Genomic DNA, 15,436 nt, shown 5'->3' on the forward strand with positions numbered 1-15,436 from the left:
AATTGCCGCGCGAACTGCAGAGTGGCCATTTTTTGCAGCGCAAATCTTGCGCTATTCATGCTGAAGCACATTTATTAGTTTTCCAAATGGATCACGAACATAAAACCTGCGAACGCCCCAAGGTTCTGATACGGGGCCGTACTCGATGTGAATGTTTTCAGCGGTTATTCGCTCCAGCACAAGGTCAAGATCGTCTACCTCTATAGATAAATCCGGAACGGGTGTTCCTGATCCGCCTTCATAAGCGACACTGATCTGTACTTCCATTTTTTCACCGGAAGTAAAAGTTTTTATCCAACCGTGATCCATGATGAGTTTGAGGTCGAAGACGCGTTCATAAAATTTACTGGCTTCATCTGTGTCTGCTGCCGCCACATTTGAAATTATTCTTTTTACCTTCATCGAGTCGACCCTTGGTAGCGTGCTGTGCGCTGTAACCCTAGGTTAAGTGGCGGGCCTTAGCCAGTGCCAGCGAACGAATTGAATCGATTGTTATATGATATTAATTGAGCGAAAAGGGGATTTATTCATATTCGATTTTTCCCTGTTTTTATGTCATCAACGCAACCTCTCCATAGCGTTGATATGGCTAAAAAATATGTTCCTTTTGCCTGATCTTTAGAGCTGGACCGTCGATGGCGATCCGTGCGAGTGGGCGTCGGCCATGAGCGACGGCTGCTCAAGACACGCAAATGTTTGCGTACACTTGAACAGGCCCTAGGCCGGTAGATGACAAACCGCTTCGATGTTGTGTCCATCTGGGCCGATGACGAACGCGCCGTAGTAGTTCGCATGGTAATGCGGACGCAGCCCAGGAGGACCGTTGTCCTTTCCGCCTGCGGCCAGCGCAGCCTCATAGAACGCATCTACTTCCATGCGATTCTGGGCCGTGATGGCGATGTGGAGATGAGTAGGCTTCTCCGAGGACTCGCAGAGCCAGAGCGACGGCTTGCCGTTGCGGCCGATTCCAACGCTGTGAGGCCCTTCCATGGCGACGGAGACGCCCAGTGGTTGCAATGCCTTCAGGAAGAAGGACCTGCTTTCGGCCAGGCTGGTAACCCCGATACCCAAGTGATCAAACATGCATCTCTCCCGTGCGGATTAGTGTTGGACGTCCTCTGCGGCCTAACTTTTGGTTTTAGCCCGCCCCAGTGAGCGAAGCGAACGGTTTGAATACTAGGTGTTAGGCTACTCGGCGAGATTCACTGAAGTCCGATAATCTGAAGATGGTTTCTTTCTCCAGAAACTTTTCTACTTCATCAAGGTTGCAGAATTCTTGGACTCTCCCTGCTTCTGGACTGGCTGCATCATAAGTTGTAACTATATAGCTGTTTCCAATTTTTTCTAGCTTGGCACTGATGTGAGTTGAATTTTTTCCGTTACCTGAAAGGATATCTGCGGTCAGGTCGTTATTTAATAGTTTCTGGGATGTTCTATATTTAAGTGAGATTTTTTTCGAATGATTTTCACGTGCTTTTAAAAGGCCGCCCACGGCAAAAGCAGTAATAACAATTATTTCCCAGCCATAGCCGTTTCGCGGGCCGCTCCCTTGCTTGGTGCTTAGCCAATCTAATATGAGTTGAAGGATCTCGTGCATTGCTAATGCCTAGCGTTTGTTTAAGGGGCGGGCTTTAGCCTGTCCCGAGTGAGCGAAGCGAACGGCTTAAACAACATGTTATGCATATACCTGCGTCAATGCCCCTGCAACGAAACACAGTAGACCGATAGCTGACCCTATGGCGGGTATGCTAAACCAATATTTTTTAGACAGTATGAAATATGTTAATGAAATGATTGGCGCAGCGCTCATGAAAAAGAGGGAGCTTTCCAAGAAGGAAGTATAGAAGGTTGATAAATATAAATAAGTGAGTGAGAAAAATAGTATGCCGATGCCGTGACTGATATTAAAGCCAACCCATGCACGCCACATATTTGTTTCTTTTGTTATGGCTAAGGTCGACTCTTTCATGAGGCTCATAACGCCAGATTTGTATGGTATTAGCTTTTTAGGCTTGTACGTGTCTGTGATTGTGTAGACCGTATGCAGGATGCCAAGTGCAAGGAATGGTATGCAGCCTGCGATGTATAAGTATTTTGTGAGCACGCGAAATTCCTTGTATGTGCATGACGATTAAGCTCGGGGCGGGCTTCAGCCCGTCTCAGCTCACGAAGTGAGCGGTTTGAGCCAGTAGTTAGGTGAGCCACTGCCACTTACTGGAAATTCCGGAATATGCTTTTTCTGCCGTGTTCTTAACCTGTTCAATTGAGTCTCCACCGCCAGCGGCAAGAACCTCCCACTGCTCATTGCAATAGAAAAGGAGATAGTCGCCCTCTCCTGGATTCTGGCATATGGAGAGCTTTGGTACGGGGCCTATAAGCTTTCCATCTACGTATGTGGAAATTCTGCCTGTATAGGTGACAGATTCATCAACTATGGCAAAAGCTATTACCTTTGCGGAGTCTTGAATAGCGGGCGGTCTAGGTCTGTCCATGGTTACCTAACGTTTGGCTAAGGAGCGGCCGGAAGCGCAGCTTACGGACGTCCCGAGTGAGCGGAGCGAACGATTTGAATTTGTTAGGCATAACTGACGCAAGGTTCACCAAATGCATCCTTGAATCTAAAAATATCTTTACCGATTACGAATATCCGAAATCTTGGATCATTTTGTGCTCGATATGCAGGTATATCATTGCGCACAAACCGAATGCCAAGGCAGGAGAGCTTGGACTCCATCGATTGAGCCAAATTTTTATCTTTGTAAAAACCTACGATGTGCCAATGCTCCATTTTGATAATGTGGTCATAGAAAAATTTACAGGCTTCTTCTTCAGATATTGAACTGAATATTGGCGGGTAGTCTATTCCGCGCTCTGTGTAAAAAACTGACCAAGCACCATCTTTATTGCATAGGCAGTACATGTCACTGCCGCAACTGTTTATAGCGAAATTTTGAGTGCTGCAGCCTTCGGTAATTAATTGTTTGTACGTTTCTAAGGTATCCATGCCTTTGCCTAATTATAAATAGACACCAAATGGTGCATAACCTGCTACCGGGTTTTGGTGGATAACCTTCCTGGTCATTCTCGAAATCCTTCTCTATCTCGCAGGCTGCAGCGAGGCGGTGGGGTGTTTGGCAGGTTATACACCATGTCGGATAACCTCTGGCAAGTCGTGTTCAGGCGTGTCTTGCAGGTGCTCCCGATCTTCCTCGCGGGTGTCGTTACGCTCAATCCAGACTACGGCTTTCAGGTCGCAATGATCGCGGATAAAACGGAATGCCGCCCAGCCGATCCTAAAGGTCGGGTTGCGGTTCGGTAACTGGGAAAAGGGGACAGATTTATTTTTAGGAGGTGATAGCACAGCGCCATAAATAAATCTGTCCCTTTTTTGGATTGCTGACGTATTGGTTTCGCCCTGCCGGTCGAGTCACTTTTGTCTTGGCAAAAGTAACCAAAACCGCCCGCCCCGCCATCCGGCCCCGGCTTCGCCGGGTTTCGTTCGCTCCATCATCGTTCCAGAGGCACGCTGCGAAGGGCCATCCCTGGCCCATCGCAGCTCTCGCGGCATCCATGCCGCTCAACCTCTTCCACGACGATTCCTCTCACCCTCCTGAAGGGGCTACTCGCGCGCCTGATGCATCTGTTCTTGTCGCAGGATGCGCCATGCGTACCGAATTTTATGCACTGTAAGTTGCAAGGACAGTAAATAAATCTGTCCCCTTTGTTGCAGCCCGTATTGGCCACAACAAAGTGGCTGTGGCGCTGGCCAAAAAACTGGTGCGGATCTGCTGGGCGGTGTGGTGCCGTGAGCGGCGCTTCAATGGCAATTGGCAGAGCACAAAGCCCGCCTGACGGCGGGAGTGATCAGTAAAGATGTGATGATTTTTTATGGTTGTGGTGAACGGCAGCACTGTCGGAACAGGCGAGTCCTGCAGCGGAACAAGGCCGATAACAATGATGATCCCCGTGATCGATTGAACGCTTGGCCCCCGCTGCGCAAACTACAGAATGGCCAGAGCGGCAAAGCCCAACACAGGCCGGATATACGAATGCAACCGCGCTGACGACAAGTGCAAAAGAAAAGCTTTGCTCACTACTTGTGGGGAGAGTCCATATATGCCACTAGTTAGGTTGCTCTCTGGAGTAGATAACAAACTCGGCGCTGCCTTCTTTGGCCCACATTAATCGCTTGCAGCTGGGGCAGACATAAATGCTACCCGATGCTGAATACAAGGCATCGAGCTTTTCTTCACTACCAAGGCCAGAGGTGCTGATTGAGTCAAACTCTTCGTCTCGAATCGTTATCCAGCCTGCATCTGGGATTTGCGAGAGGTTATGAATATAGCCGCATGGGCATGCAAGTTTCGGCATGAGCTACCTAACGCTCCGCTTCAGTGGCGGCGGCGCGTTAGCGACGCCGTCCAGTGGAAGCGGTTGTTATGCGCAGTTTGCTTTTTGGTTGCAATCATATTCCTGCTCCCTCCTCACCAAGGAAGTGGAACTTGCCCTTCCTTATTCTTTCCCAATGTTCGATTTCAACACTGAGAGTTTTCATTGTGAGTTCCAGCGCTTGTAATGCATCTATCCCGATCATTCCGAACAATTTTCTTCCGGATTCTGTGCTCAATTCGTAGGGGCAGCACCAATCGAGGTCTTCGTTGTACTCAAACGGCATACCAACCTTAAGGGATGCCTTTTCTTTTTTTCCGTCGTCAAAAATGAATTCCATTTCCCTTGACGCGATGACTGTGCCCAATTCCTTTATGCCAGGCATACCTGTGTCCTTTAGCGTATAACTATAAATAGACACCAAATGGTGCATAACCTGCTGCTGGGTTTTGGTGGATAACCTTCCTGGTCATTCTCGAAATCCTTCTCTATCTCGCAGGTTGCAGCGAGGCGGTGGGGTGTTTGGCAGGTTATACACCATGTCGGATAACCGCTGGCAAGTCGTGTTCAGGCGCGTCTTGCAGGTGCTCCCGATCTTCCTCGCGGGTGTCGTTACGCTCAACCCAGGCTACGGTTTTCAGGACGCAATGATCGCGGATAAAACGGAATGCCGCCCAGCCGATCCTACAGGTCGGGTTGCGGTTCGGGAGCGGGGGCTTTGTGCGGCAAGCGCAGCAGCTCCACCTGCCACCAGCTCGGCAGCAGGCGGCGCACTTCGGGGCGGGCGAAGCGGTCGTCGATGAGGTAGAGCACGCCTTGATCTTCCGGCGTGCGAATCACTCGGCCAGCGGCTTGCACGACTTTCTGCAGGCCGGGGTAGAGGTAGGTGTAGTCGTAGCCATTGCCGAACAGGGTGTCCATGCGTTGGCGGATTTCTTCGTTGATGGGGTTGAGCTGGGCCAGGCCGAGGGTGGCGACGAAGGCGCCGATCAGGCGTTCGCCGGGTAGATCCACGCCTTCGCCGAATACGCCGCCAAGCACGGCGAAGCCGATGCCGCGCCCGCCGATCTGGAAGCGTTCGATAAAGCCCTGGCGCGCGGCTTCGTCCATCTGCCGTGATTGTGTCCATACCGGAATCTGCGGGTGATCGCGGCGCAGTTGCTGCAGCACCTGCTCCAGATACTGATAGCTGCTGAAGAAGGCCAGGTAGTTGCCGGGGCGTTCGGCGTATTGGCGCGCCATCAACTGGCAGATCGGCGCCAGTGAGGCGTCGCGGTGCTGGTAGCGGGTCGACAGGTTGCGCACCACCTGTACATGCAGTTGTTCGGCGCTGAACGGCGAGGCGACGTCCAGGCACTGGGTCTCTTCCGGCAGGCCGAGCAGGTCGAGGTAGTAGTGGCTGGGGCTGAGGGTGGCGGAGAACAGCGTGGCGCTGTGGGCGTCCTCGAAGCGCGGGCCGAGGAAGGGCGCCGGCAGGATATTGCGGATGCACAATGTGGAATAGCTGCGCCCGTTGCCGGCCTCATCGCGGTTGATATCGAACAGCGAATGCGCGCCGAAGCTTTCCGCCAGGCGGCAGAACAGCATGGCGTCGAGATAGAAGCTGAGCAGTTCGCCGGCATTGCCTTCGGGCTGTTCGGTCAGCAGGTCGGTGATGGCGCTGACCGCCTTGCCCAGCGCGGCAAGCAGCAAGTCCGGCGCCAGCGGGTAGACCTGATAGGGCACTTCTTGCTCGCGGTGCAGTTGATCCCAATGGCGGTCGATGCGTTCCAGCACGCTTTTCAGACGCTTCGGCGCGTCGCGGCACAGGGCCTTGAAGCGCGCCTGATCCAGCTCGGCGCTGTACATGCCGCGCCCGCGTTCCACCAGGTTGTGCGCTTCGTCCACCAGCAGGCAGACGCGCCATTGGTTGATCAGGGTGAGGCTGTGCAGCAGGGCGCCGAGGTCGAAGTAGTAGTTGTAGTCGCACACCACCACGTCGCTCCAGCGGCACAGCTCCTGGCTCAGGTAGTAGGGGCACACGCCATGGGCGATGGCGATATTGCGCACCGCCTGCTGATCCAGCCAGCGCTCCTTGAGCGCCGCGCTGCGCGCCGCTGGCAGGCGGTCGTAGAAACCTTTGGCCAGCGGGCAGGAGTCGCCATGGCAGGCTTTGCTCGGGTGTTCGCAGGCCTTGTCGCGGGCGACGTGTTCCAGCACGCGCAGCGGTGTGTCGGGTTCGTGCAGGCGTCGCAGGGCATCCAGCGCCAGGCGCCGACCGGGCGTCTTGGCGCTGAGGAAGAACAGGCGGTCGAGCTGCTGGCCGGGCATGGCCTTGAGCTGCGGGAACAGGGTGCCAAGAGTCTTGCCGATGCCGGTGGTGGCCTGCGCCAGCAGGTAGTGGCCGTCGCGTGCAGCACGGTACACGGCTTCAGCCAGTTGCCGCTGGCCATGGCGGAATTCGCCGTAGGGGAAGCTCAAGCTCTCCAGCGCCTGGTTGCGCGCTTGCTGGTGGGCCTGCTCCTGCCGCGCCCAGTCGATATAGCGGCGGCAGTGCAGGGCGAAGAACTCGCCCAGTGACGCGGCGCTGTGGCGCTCGCGGAACACTGTCTCCTGCTGGGTGATGACGTTGAAATAGACCACCGCCAGATCCAGCTCCTCGAAACTGAGCTCCTGGCACAGCAGCCAGCCGTAGATCTTCACCTGCGCCCAGTGCAGCAGGCGGTGGTTGGCCGGGATGCGCGAGATGTCGCCACGATGGGTCTTGATCTCCTCCAGCAGGCGAAACTCCGGGTCGAAACCGTCGGCGCGGCCACTGACCGTCAGCCCCTCGAACTCACCGATCAGCGGCAGTTCGGAAACGTAATCCGGGCCGCGCCGGGCAACCACCGTGGCGTGACCGGCCATGCCCTCCTGTGCGGTGGGCGAGGGGGTGAAGCGCAGGTCGAGGTCACCTTCCTTGGCGGTGAACTCGCACAGCTCGCGCACGGCGATGCGCAGGCTCAATCGCTCCACTCCACGTAGCAGACGCTGACCGGCATGCCGTGCTCGGCGCAGAACGCCAGCCAGCGTTTCTGGTTGTCCTGCAGGCGGTCGCCGGGGCCTTTCACCTCGATCATCCGGTAGCGGCCCTCGGCGGGCCAGAACTGGATCAGGTCGGGCATGCCGGCGCGGTTTTCGCGGATGTCGGCCAGCAGGCGGCGGAACCAGGCGGCCAGATGGGCTGGCGGTAGACAGGTCAGCGCCTGTTCCAGGCGCTCGGCGTCGAGCAGCTCCCAGAACACGAAAGGTGACTGGATGCCGAACTTCTCGGTGTGGGTACGGCGCATGGCTTCGATATAGCTGCCATCGTCCAGGCGCGCCAGGCAGGCGGCGAACAGCTCGCTGCGGCGGGCATGGAAGTCGGCGCGGTGCAGGTCCACCGGGCCAGTGTGGAAGGGGTGGAAGAAGGCGCCGGGCAGTGGGGCGAAGATCGCCTCCCAGCAGAGCAGGCCGAACAGCCCGCAGATCAGCGTGTTCTCCACGTAATGCACCGGTGCATCCGGTTCGGCCAGGTGCATGGCCACGGCCAGCTCGACGCTGGCGGCGCGCGGCAGGCGCAGGTCGAGGCGACTCTCGATCAGTTTCGCTGCCTTGGCCGCGGGCGGCAGGCCGAGGCGTTTGCGCAGGCGCGTGCGTGCGCGCTCGGCTAGTTGCGCTTCTTCGGCATTGTGCGGCGCTGCGATCACCTGTTCGGCCAGGGTCAGCGCTTCGGCATCCTGGCCCAGGCGCTCCAGCACGCGGATCTGCCGTTGCCGCGAGCCGACCGCGCGGGTGTCGCGATATAGCGCCAGCGCCGAGTCCAGCTCGCCGGCCCGTTCCAAGTGCTGCGCCAGTTGCAGCAGCAGGCGCTGGTGGCGTTCGTTGATGTGGGCGCTGTCGCTGGAGAAATCGCCGAGTTGCTGCAGCACTTCGGGCACCGCCATACCGGCCTCGAAGGCTTCGCGGCAGAGGCGCAGGTGCAGGTAGTCGTCGACGTCCTGGCGCTGGCGGAAACCGCGCGAGCCGGGGGTGATCGGCACCTGTTCGTAGCGGAAGATGCCCAGGTCGGCGAGCACGAACTCCGACCAGTCCTGCGCCAGGTTGCCGAAGAACATCAGGCGCAGACGTTCGCACAGCGGGCCGATGGCCAGGCTCAGCAGGCGCTCGTGCAGTTGCGGGCACCAGTCGCCGAGGCTACGGGGCTCGCTGTGCAGCTCGCGCAGATGGTCGAGCGCTTCGCTCTTCTTCAGGTTGCTGCGCGGCAGATCGCTGGCGAAATGCGCGGCCAGTTCGTCCTTGAGCAGCAGGGCGCCCAGCTCATCGAAGCTCAAGGCGGCGCAGTCGATCAGCCAGCCCAGTTGCAACAGTGGGGCGGCTGCAGTCGGTATGTCGCCAATCTCGGCATAGCGCAGCTTGCTGGCGCGAAAGTGCACGCCCTTGCGCATCACCAGGCGCACCAGCAGCGCCTGAGCAGGCAATGGCAACTGGGGGAAATCGGCGACGAAGGCGCGCTCGGCATCATCCATCAGGTCGCGGTGATGGGCGTCGAGCCAGGCAAGGGCCTTGCGGAAGTTGGCCAGGTAATAGAGTTCGGGAGCGTCGAGGGCGAGCATGGGGCGAAGTTTCACTGGTTTTTTATACAGATGCCAGTGCCGTTCACCCGTTGCGCTGTCGGGCAGACAAAAGGCGAGAGAGCTTCAGTATGGTCGTTGCTGATGACTATCTGGCTGATCGATAAGCACTTTTTCAGGTATCGATGGCATCGATTGTCACTATCCCGAGATGTGCCTTTTGCCGTTCTGGGGCATGCGTAACATGAGCTCCGTAGCCAGTTACTCACCCCCCTTACGGAGAACGACCATGAAAAAGCAAATCCTCGCCAGCCTCGTCATCGCCACTCTTTCCGCCAGCGCTTTCGCCCTGCCGCAGGTTTCCACCGAACAGTCCGTTGCCCCTGTAGTTGCTGAAGATGGCGCCGATCGTGTCGGCACCAACCGCGTCGCTGAAGGCGGTGCCGAGCGTACTCAGGAGCGCTTCCGTATCGTTGAAGATGGTGCTGACCGTGTTGGTGCGAACCGTGTAGCCGCCGATGGTGCCGACCGTGTTGGTGCGAACCGTGTAGCCGCCGATGGTGCCGACCGTGTTGGTGCGAACCGTGTAGCCGCCGATGGCGCTGACCGCGTTGGTGCGAATCGTGTAGCCGCCGATGGTGCTGATCGCGTTGGTGCGAACCGTGTAGCCGCCGATGGTGCTGACCGCGTTGGTGCGAACCGTGTAGCCGCCGATGGTGCTGACCGCGTTGGTGCGAACCGTGTAGCCGCCGATGGTGCTGACCGCGTTGGTGCGAACCGTGTAGCCGCCGATGGTGCTGACCGCGTGGGTGCGAACCGCGTAGCCGCCGATGGTGCTGACCGCGTGGGTGCGAACCGCGTAGCCGCAGACGGCGCCGACCGCGTGGGTGCCAGCCGTATCAGCTGATCCGGGCATCCATCACGCGGGAGCAGTCTTATGCCGCATTGCAGTTAGAAAGGGCGCCCTCAATCGGCGCCCTTTCTCTTTCATCCATTCTCCACACAATCTCCACGCTCGCCCCACACGCCTCACACCGCCCTTGCCCAGACTCTGCCGTACTTTCACTCGCTACGGAGAGCCGTACCATGACTCGCACACTGGGCTTCAAGCTGGGCGCCATCGCTCTGCTGATCCTGCTCCTGATGATTCCCCTGCTGATGATCGATGGCCTGGTCGACGAGCGCCAAGGCCTGCGCTACGAGGTGCTGCAGGATATCGCCCGCAGTTCCAGCTACCGCCAGCAGATCACCGGGCCGATCCTGGTGCTGCCGTATATCAAGACCACTCACGAGTGGAAGACCAACGAGAAGACCGGCGAGCGCTATACCGAGGAGCGCCAGCGCCGAGGTCGTCTGTACTTCCTGCCGGAGCGCTTCGTGCTTGAGGGGCAGGTTGGCACCGAGCTGCGTGCCCGTGGCATCTATCAGGCGCGCCTGTACCGCAGCGACAGCCAGGTCAGTGGCCAATTCCGCCTGCCGGCGCGCCTCGGGCTGGGCGACGACCTGGGCTTCTACCGTTTCGAAAAAACCTTTCTCTCGGTCGGCATCAGCGATATCCGTGGCATCAGCAACGACCTGCAACTGCGCCTGAATGGCCAGACCCTGAGCTTCGCGCCAGGCAGTGGTGACGATAATTTCGGCGCTGGCGTGCATGCGCCGATCCCGGCCCTGGATGCCCAGGGTGGGCAAACGCTGGAATTCGCCTTCGACCTCAAGCTGCAGGGCACCGAGCAGCTCTCGGTGGTACCGGTCGGGCGTGATAGCCGGGTCAAGCTGAACTCTGACTGGCCACACCCGAGCTTCGTCGGTGAGTACCTGCCAAGCAGCCGTGAGATCAGCGCCGCAGGGTTCAGCGCCGAGTGGCAGACCAGCTTCTTCGCCACCAACCTGGAGGAGGCACTGCGCGACTGCGTGGGCGGTGATCGTTGCCAGGAGCTGTTCGGCCGCAACTTCGGGGTCAGTTTCGTCGACCCGGTCGATCAGTACCTGAAGACCGACCGGGCGATCAAATATGCGCTGCTGTTCATCGCCCTGACCTTCGCCACCTTCTTCCTCTTCGAGGTGCTCAAGCGCCTGGCCGTGCACCCGGTGCAGTACACCCTGGTCGGCCTGTCGCTGGCGCTGTTCTACCTGCTGCTGTTGTCGCTGTCCGAGCATCTGCCGTTCACCCTGGCCTATGGCCTCTCGGCGGGTGCCTGCGTCGGCCTGATCGGCTTCTACGTCAGCTATGTGCTGCACAGCTGGCGACGCGGCTTGGGCTTTGGCGCGCTGCTGGCCGCTCTGTACGCCATGCTCTATGGCCTGCTCAACGCCGAGGACTACGCCCTGCTGATGGGCTCGCTGCTGGTGTTCGGCGTACTCGGCAGCGTGATGGTGCTGACCCGCAAACTGGACTGGTACGGCGTCGGCCGTAGCGGTCCGCAAGCCTGAATTGACTGGCGCGGTCAGTGCAGGCCGCGCCTTCTATCGGAGGTGATCCCCATGCGTCTTCTCATGCAATTTTCCGCCTGCCTGGGCCTCGGTCTGGTGGTGGCGGTGATGATCCTCATCGGCCTGATGTTCTGCGGCTGGTTCAACCTGATCGATGGCCTGCTGCTGACCGGCAAGCCGCTTGCCAGCCTGAGCCTGATGCTGTTGCCGGAAGGGTTCTGGAATGCCCTGACCGGTATCCAGGATGCGGCGAATAACGGCACGCTGCGCTCGTTCCTGTCGCTGTGCGCGGCGCTGGGCCAGGTCGGCCTGTTGCTGGCGCTGGGCTTCATGCGCCTGTGGTATCGGCCATGAGCGGGCATATCGGTTTGCGCGAAGAGGCGCGTGCCGGGCATCAGTTGGCGCTGCGCATTGCCTGGCTGTTTCGCGATGCGCGTCATGGGCAGTGGGCAGGCGGCCGCGTAGACTCGCGCCGGGATGACGTGGAGGAGCTCAAGGATGAACGTACCGTGCGCGCTGGCATTGGCCAGCTTGCTGACGGCCGGCGTGGCGCTGGCCGATGATTGCCGCCAGCAACTGCCGGACTGGATCGAAATGGCCCATCCGGGCCACGCGGCCGGCGAGTCTCTCGAAGACCAGCGCGGGCACTATCGGCTGGATGTCGAGCACAGTATCTGCAAGGTCTGGCCGGCGCGGCCCGAACTGACCCTGATCGCTGTGCCCCTGGTGCGTGCGCAGCACGACACTCATGGCGAGGCGGATCTGCAGGTGCTGGTGTTCGAAAACGCCCGGCAACATCTCGTGGCGCAGCGAGTGGAGCCCAATCGGCTGGACTGGGATGCGATCTTCATCGACGAGATGAGCTTCGACACTGCAGCTTATCGGCTGCGTGGGGATGATCTGGCGTTTGGGGTGCGCTTATCGCGTCGTAACAACTCAAGCGCCAATCCCTTCTACGAAACCCGACTGCATTTGTATGAACTGAACTCGCAACATCTGCGCCCGCTGTTGAGCGAGTTGCCGGTCTATACCTACTGGGGCGAGTTGGATACCCATTGCGCCGGAGAATTCAGTGAGACCAAGGGCTTGGTCGTCATCACCGAGCGGATCGGTAATCAGGGCTATCGCGACCTGCAGCTCAAGGACACCCGCGTCGAACGGCGCATGGCCCTGGTCGATGACCAATGCCAGACCGTCGAGGAAAGCACCCATCGCTACCAGTTGCCCATCGAATACGATGAGGAGCGCTACCTGCTGCCGATCGAGCTGGCCTCCGACCCGCTCTGAAAGCACGTAGCCCGGATGCAATCCGGGAACGGCGCAACAGGCCATCCTCGAATTGCATCCGGGCTACGAGGTAGCAAGCCGGGTGAACCGCGTTCACCTGGTGCTCGTGCTTACAGGCTGACCGAAATCCCCGCCTGCAGCGTGCGCGGCTCGCCCGGGTAGGACCAGACGTTCCAGGCGCGTTCTTCGTAGTGCTTGTCGAACACGTTGTTCAGGTTGAGATTGAGGCGCACGTTCTCGGTCAGTGGGTAGTAGGCCAGCAGGTCGACCAGGCCATAGCCGTCCATGTCGAAGGTGTCGTTGCTGGTCTGCCCCTGGCGCTGACTGACGTACTTCAGGCCGATGCCCAGGCCCAGACCGGCCAGTGCGCCGCTGTCGAACTCATAGGTGTCGAGCAGGTTGAAGCTGTGGCGCGGCACGTTGGCCAGGCGCGAGCCCACCGGCATGGTGGCGCTGGTGCTTTCGGTGACTTCGGCGTCGACATAGGCATAGCCGCCGATCACCCGCCACTGCGGGGTGATGTTGCCGGCCACATTGATATCGAAGCCACGGCTGCGCACTTCGCCAGCGGCGACGCTGCGGGTGGTGTCCAGCGGGTCGCTGGTCAGCACGTTCTCCTTGACGATATGGAACAGCGCCGCGGTCAGGCTCAGGTCGCGGTCGGCCATGTCGTACTTGATGCCGAGTTCATGGGCGACGCCTTTTTCCGGGTCGAAGGCGCTGCCGAAACGGTCGGCGCCACGGTTGGGCTTGAACGAGCGCGAGGTGTTGGCGAACACCGCCAGTTCGTCGGTCAGGTCATAGATCAGGCCGAAGCGCGGCGAGACGGCGTTGTGCGCCTGCTCCCAGTTGCCGCCGGCGTTGAGCTTGTCCACGTAGCTCTGCTCGAAACGCTCGATGCGCGCGCCGAGCTGGGCCTTGAGGCGCTCGGTCAGGGCGATCTGATCCTGCAGGTAGAAGGCGTAGGACTTCAGCGTCTCGGCGTCGTGCGTGGTGGTGCGGGTCAGTGCCGGCAGTGGCTGGCCATGCACCGGGTTGTACAGGTCGATGGGGAAGGCGTTGTCGTTCGGCGAACGGATGATCAGCGAGTTGTAGTTGAACTTGTCGTATTCCACGCCCACCAGCAGGGTGTGGGCGAAGCCGCCGAGGTCGAAGTTGCCTTCGGCATTGACCTGGGCGTTGACGTCGTTCCAGTTCAGCCAGCGTTCGTTGTAGTTGCGCCCGACGACGCTGCTGCCAGCGGCCAGGCCGCCGCGGTAGCTGTTGCTGTTGTTTTCCACGGCGCCGCCGTAGATCTCGCCATCGAGATACTGCACGCCGCCACGCAGGGTCCAGCTGTCATTGAGCAGGTGCTCGATGCGCAGTTGGGTGGTGGCGTTCTCGTTGGTCAGCTTGCCGGCCGACTCCTCGCCGAGGAAGCGATCACGCGGCAGCTTGTGCTGCTGGTTGGCATAGCGGGTCACGCCGCGGTCGAGCGGGTGGCGGTTGTGCAGGTAGTCACCCTCGAGGGTGATGGCCGTGTCTTCATTGAGCTGCCAGCGCAGCACCGGGGCGACGTTGTAGCGCTCGCTCTCGACGTCGTCGCGGAAGCTGTCGCCACCTTCGGCAACCAGATTCAGGCGGTAGGTGAAATCGGCCTGTTCATCCAGCGCCCCGGTGGTGTCCAGCGTGCCGCGACGCAGGCCTTCACTGTTGACCTGGCTGCCCAGCACGGTGCGGCGTTCGGCCTGCGGCTGCTTGCTGACGATATTGAAGGTGCCGCCGGGGTCGCTGCGGCCATAGAGCATCGCCGCCGGGCCGCGCAGCACTTCGAGGCGCTCGATGGTGCTGGCGTCGGGCATGTTGGGGTAGCCGCGGTTCACCGCGAAACCGTTGCGGTAGAACTCCTGGCTGTTGAAACCGCGAATCAGAAACTCGGTCAGGCCCTGGCCGCCGAAGTTGTTACCGCGCTCCACGCCGCCGGCGTAGTCGAGTGCATCTTCCAGGCGTACCGCGCCGATGTCCTGCACCACCTGCTCCGGCACCACACTGATCGACTGCGGGATCTCGTGAATCGGCGTGTCGGTGCGGGTGGCACTGGCGGAGCGGCTTGCCCGGTAGCCATCCACTGGGCCGTCGGCCCGCTCGCTCGGGGCGGTGATCTGCATTTCCTCGAGGGCCAGCGGCGTTTCGTGGGTGCTGCTGGCGAAGGCGCTGTGACTGGCGAGAGCAGGAAGGGTGAGAAGCGGTACGACCAGGCGTCGCATGGCGTGAATCCTTGGGGCGGATGGTAGGTGAGGGCCCGGGATTCTAGTGTTTTAGATAATCATTATCAAATGCATTCTTGTTGCGGGGGTGGCCCTGAACGTCGCCATTTTTCTTCTATGGTTTTCAGCCTTTGCACTCACTGCCCGGCACGTCGCGATGCGGCTACTACCAATGTCTATCTGTCGGCGAGTGCTGGCCTGCTGCTAGCTTGAAGGTGCATCAGAATAACAATAACCGGAGGCGTCTATGACTTCTGAAAAAGCAAATGCCGCGGCCTATTGGAAGGCCAACGTGCGGCTCATCACCTGGAGCCTGATCGTCTGGGCGCTGGTTTCCTACGGGTTCGCCATGATCCTGCGTCCGATGGTCGCTGGAATCGCCGTCGGCGGTTCCGACCTCGGATTCTGGTTCGCGCAGCAAGGCTCAATCCTCTTCTTCATCGGGCTCATTTTTCACTACGCGTGGAGACTGAACAAACTCGATAAAGAATTTGGCGTCGAGGAGTAGTGGTC

At 59.3% G+C, this 15,436-nt stretch carries 17 protein-coding genes and 1 pseudogene; 6 read left to right on the plus strand and 12 right to left on the minus strand.

The window, feature by feature from the left end:
- Positions 1-51 precede the first annotated feature (51 nt).
- The 6 genes from ACN8M7_RS23780 to ACN8M7_RS23805 all read right to left on the minus strand — a co-directional run bounded on the left by ACN8M7_RS23780 (position 52) and on the right by ACN8M7_RS23805 (position 3,004).
- On the minus strand, positions 52-402 hold the full coding sequence (locus ACN8M7_RS23780; protein WP_490262361.1) for a VOC family protein: 351 nt from the start codon (positions 400-402) through the stop codon (positions 52-54).
- Between the two features lie 315 nt (positions 403-717).
- Positions 718-1,083: a VOC family protein gene (locus ACN8M7_RS23785; protein WP_490262362.1), complete on the minus strand. Its 366-nt coding sequence runs from the start codon at positions 1,081-1,083 to the stop codon at positions 718-720.
- A 100-nt stretch (positions 1,084-1,183) separates the two neighbouring features.
- Positions 1,184-1,597, minus strand: a complete 414-nt coding sequence (locus ACN8M7_RS23790) for a hypothetical protein (RefSeq protein ID WP_156458652.1) — start codon at positions 1,595-1,597, stop codon at positions 1,184-1,186.
- A gap of 78 nt (positions 1,598-1,675) precedes the next feature.
- Positions 1,676-2,104, minus strand: coding sequence for an LIC_13387 family protein (locus ACN8M7_RS23795; protein WP_463440387.1), 429 nt, complete (start codon positions 2,102-2,104; stop codon positions 1,676-1,678).
- An 88-nt stretch (positions 2,105-2,192) separates the two neighbouring features.
- Positions 2,193-2,492, minus strand: coding sequence for a hypothetical protein (locus ACN8M7_RS23800; RefSeq protein WP_490262363.1), 300 nt, complete (start codon positions 2,490-2,492; stop codon positions 2,193-2,195).
- Between the two features lie 83 nt (positions 2,493-2,575).
- Positions 2,576-3,004, minus strand: a complete 429-nt coding sequence (locus ACN8M7_RS23805; protein ID WP_490262364.1) for an SPOR domain-containing protein — start codon at positions 3,002-3,004, stop codon at positions 2,576-2,578.
- 722 nt (positions 3,005-3,726) lie between these two features.
- On the opposite strand from ACN8M7_RS23805, the pseudogene ACN8M7_RS23810 reads away from it, so the two are divergent.
- Positions 3,727-3,852, plus strand: a pseudogene (locus tag ACN8M7_RS23810) (IS110 family transposase); the annotation flags it as partial.
- A gap of 270 nt (positions 3,853-4,122) precedes the next feature.
- On the opposite strand, the gene ACN8M7_RS23815 reads toward ACN8M7_RS23810, so the two are convergent.
- The 5 genes from ACN8M7_RS23815 to ACN8M7_RS23835 form a co-directional block, all read right to left on the minus strand.
- Complete coding sequence (locus ACN8M7_RS23815; RefSeq protein WP_490262365.1) at positions 4,123-4,371, minus strand: DUF8617 domain-containing protein; 249 nt, start codon at positions 4,369-4,371, stop codon at positions 4,123-4,125.
- Positions 4,372-4,465: 94 nt separating this feature from the next.
- Positions 4,466-4,774: a DUF6968 family protein gene (locus tag ACN8M7_RS23820; RefSeq protein WP_490262366.1), complete on the minus strand. Its 309-nt coding sequence runs from the start codon at positions 4,772-4,774 to the stop codon at positions 4,466-4,468.
- A gap of 299 nt (positions 4,775-5,073) precedes the next feature.
- Positions 5,074-7,374 carry an ATP-dependent DNA helicase gene (locus tag ACN8M7_RS23825; RefSeq protein ID WP_490262367.1) on the minus strand — a complete coding sequence of 767 codons (2,301 nt, stop codon included), beginning with the start codon at positions 7,372-7,374 and terminating at the stop codon, positions 5,074-5,076.
- Entirely contained in the window at positions 7,371-9,002 is a 1,632-nt protein-coding gene (locus tag ACN8M7_RS23830) for a VRR-NUC domain-containing protein (RefSeq protein ID WP_490262368.1), read from the minus strand. The genes ACN8M7_RS23825 and ACN8M7_RS23830 overlap by 4 nt, the downstream gene beginning before the upstream one ends.
- A 232-nt stretch (positions 9,003-9,234) precedes the next feature.
- Positions 9,235-9,876 (minus strand): hypothetical protein, encoded by a 642-nt coding sequence (locus ACN8M7_RS23835; RefSeq protein WP_490262369.1) that lies wholly within the window; start codon positions 9,874-9,876, stop codon positions 9,235-9,237.
- Positions 9,877-10,046: 170 nt separating this feature from the next.
- Here ACN8M7_RS23835 and creD point away from each other — a divergent pair, with 170 nt between their 5' ends.
- The 4 genes from creD to ACN8M7_RS23855 are packed head-to-tail and all read left to right on the plus strand — an operon-like array spanning position 10,047 to position 12,677.
- Positions 10,047-11,390 carry a cell envelope integrity protein CreD gene (gene creD / locus ACN8M7_RS23840; protein WP_490262370.1) on the plus strand — a complete coding sequence of 448 codons (1,344 nt, stop codon included), beginning with the start codon at positions 10,047-10,049 and terminating at the stop codon, positions 11,388-11,390.
- Between the two features lie 51 nt (positions 11,391-11,441).
- Positions 11,442-11,744 carry a hypothetical protein gene (locus tag ACN8M7_RS23845; RefSeq protein WP_061242772.1) on the plus strand — a complete coding sequence of 101 codons (303 nt, stop codon included), beginning with the start codon at positions 11,442-11,444 and terminating at the stop codon, positions 11,742-11,744.
- A complete protein-coding gene (locus ACN8M7_RS23850) occupies positions 11,741-11,953 on the plus strand; it encodes a hypothetical protein (RefSeq protein ID WP_490262371.1) in 213 nt (70 codons plus the stop codon). The genes ACN8M7_RS23845 and ACN8M7_RS23850 overlap by 4 nt, the downstream gene beginning before the upstream one ends.
- Positions 11,889-12,677, plus strand: coding sequence for a PA3715 family protein (locus tag ACN8M7_RS23855; protein ID WP_490262372.1), 789 nt, complete (start codon positions 11,889-11,891; stop codon positions 12,675-12,677). Before ACN8M7_RS23850 ends, ACN8M7_RS23855 begins: the two co-directional genes overlap by 65 nt.
- 110 nt (positions 12,678-12,787) lie before the next feature.
- Here the strand turns inward: ACN8M7_RS23855 and ACN8M7_RS23860 are convergent, their stop codons facing one another.
- The gene (locus ACN8M7_RS23860; RefSeq protein WP_490262373.1) at positions 12,788-14,923 is read right to left on the minus strand and encodes a TonB-dependent siderophore receptor; all 2,136 of its coding nucleotides are present in this window, start codon (positions 14,921-14,923) and stop codon (positions 12,788-12,790) included.
- Between the two features lie 247 nt (positions 14,924-15,170).
- Here ACN8M7_RS23860 and ACN8M7_RS23865 point away from each other — a divergent pair, with 247 nt between their 5' ends.
- Positions 15,171-15,431: a DUF4212 domain-containing protein gene (locus tag ACN8M7_RS23865; RefSeq protein WP_061242767.1), complete on the plus strand. Its 261-nt coding sequence runs from the start codon at positions 15,171-15,173 to the stop codon at positions 15,429-15,431.
- Positions 15,432-15,436 lie beyond the last annotated feature (5 nt).

Source organism: Pseudomonas spartinae (assembly GCF_965197125.1).
GTDB lineage: Bacteria > Pseudomonadota > Gammaproteobacteria > Pseudomonadales > Pseudomonadaceae > Aquipseudomonas > Aquipseudomonas composti_A.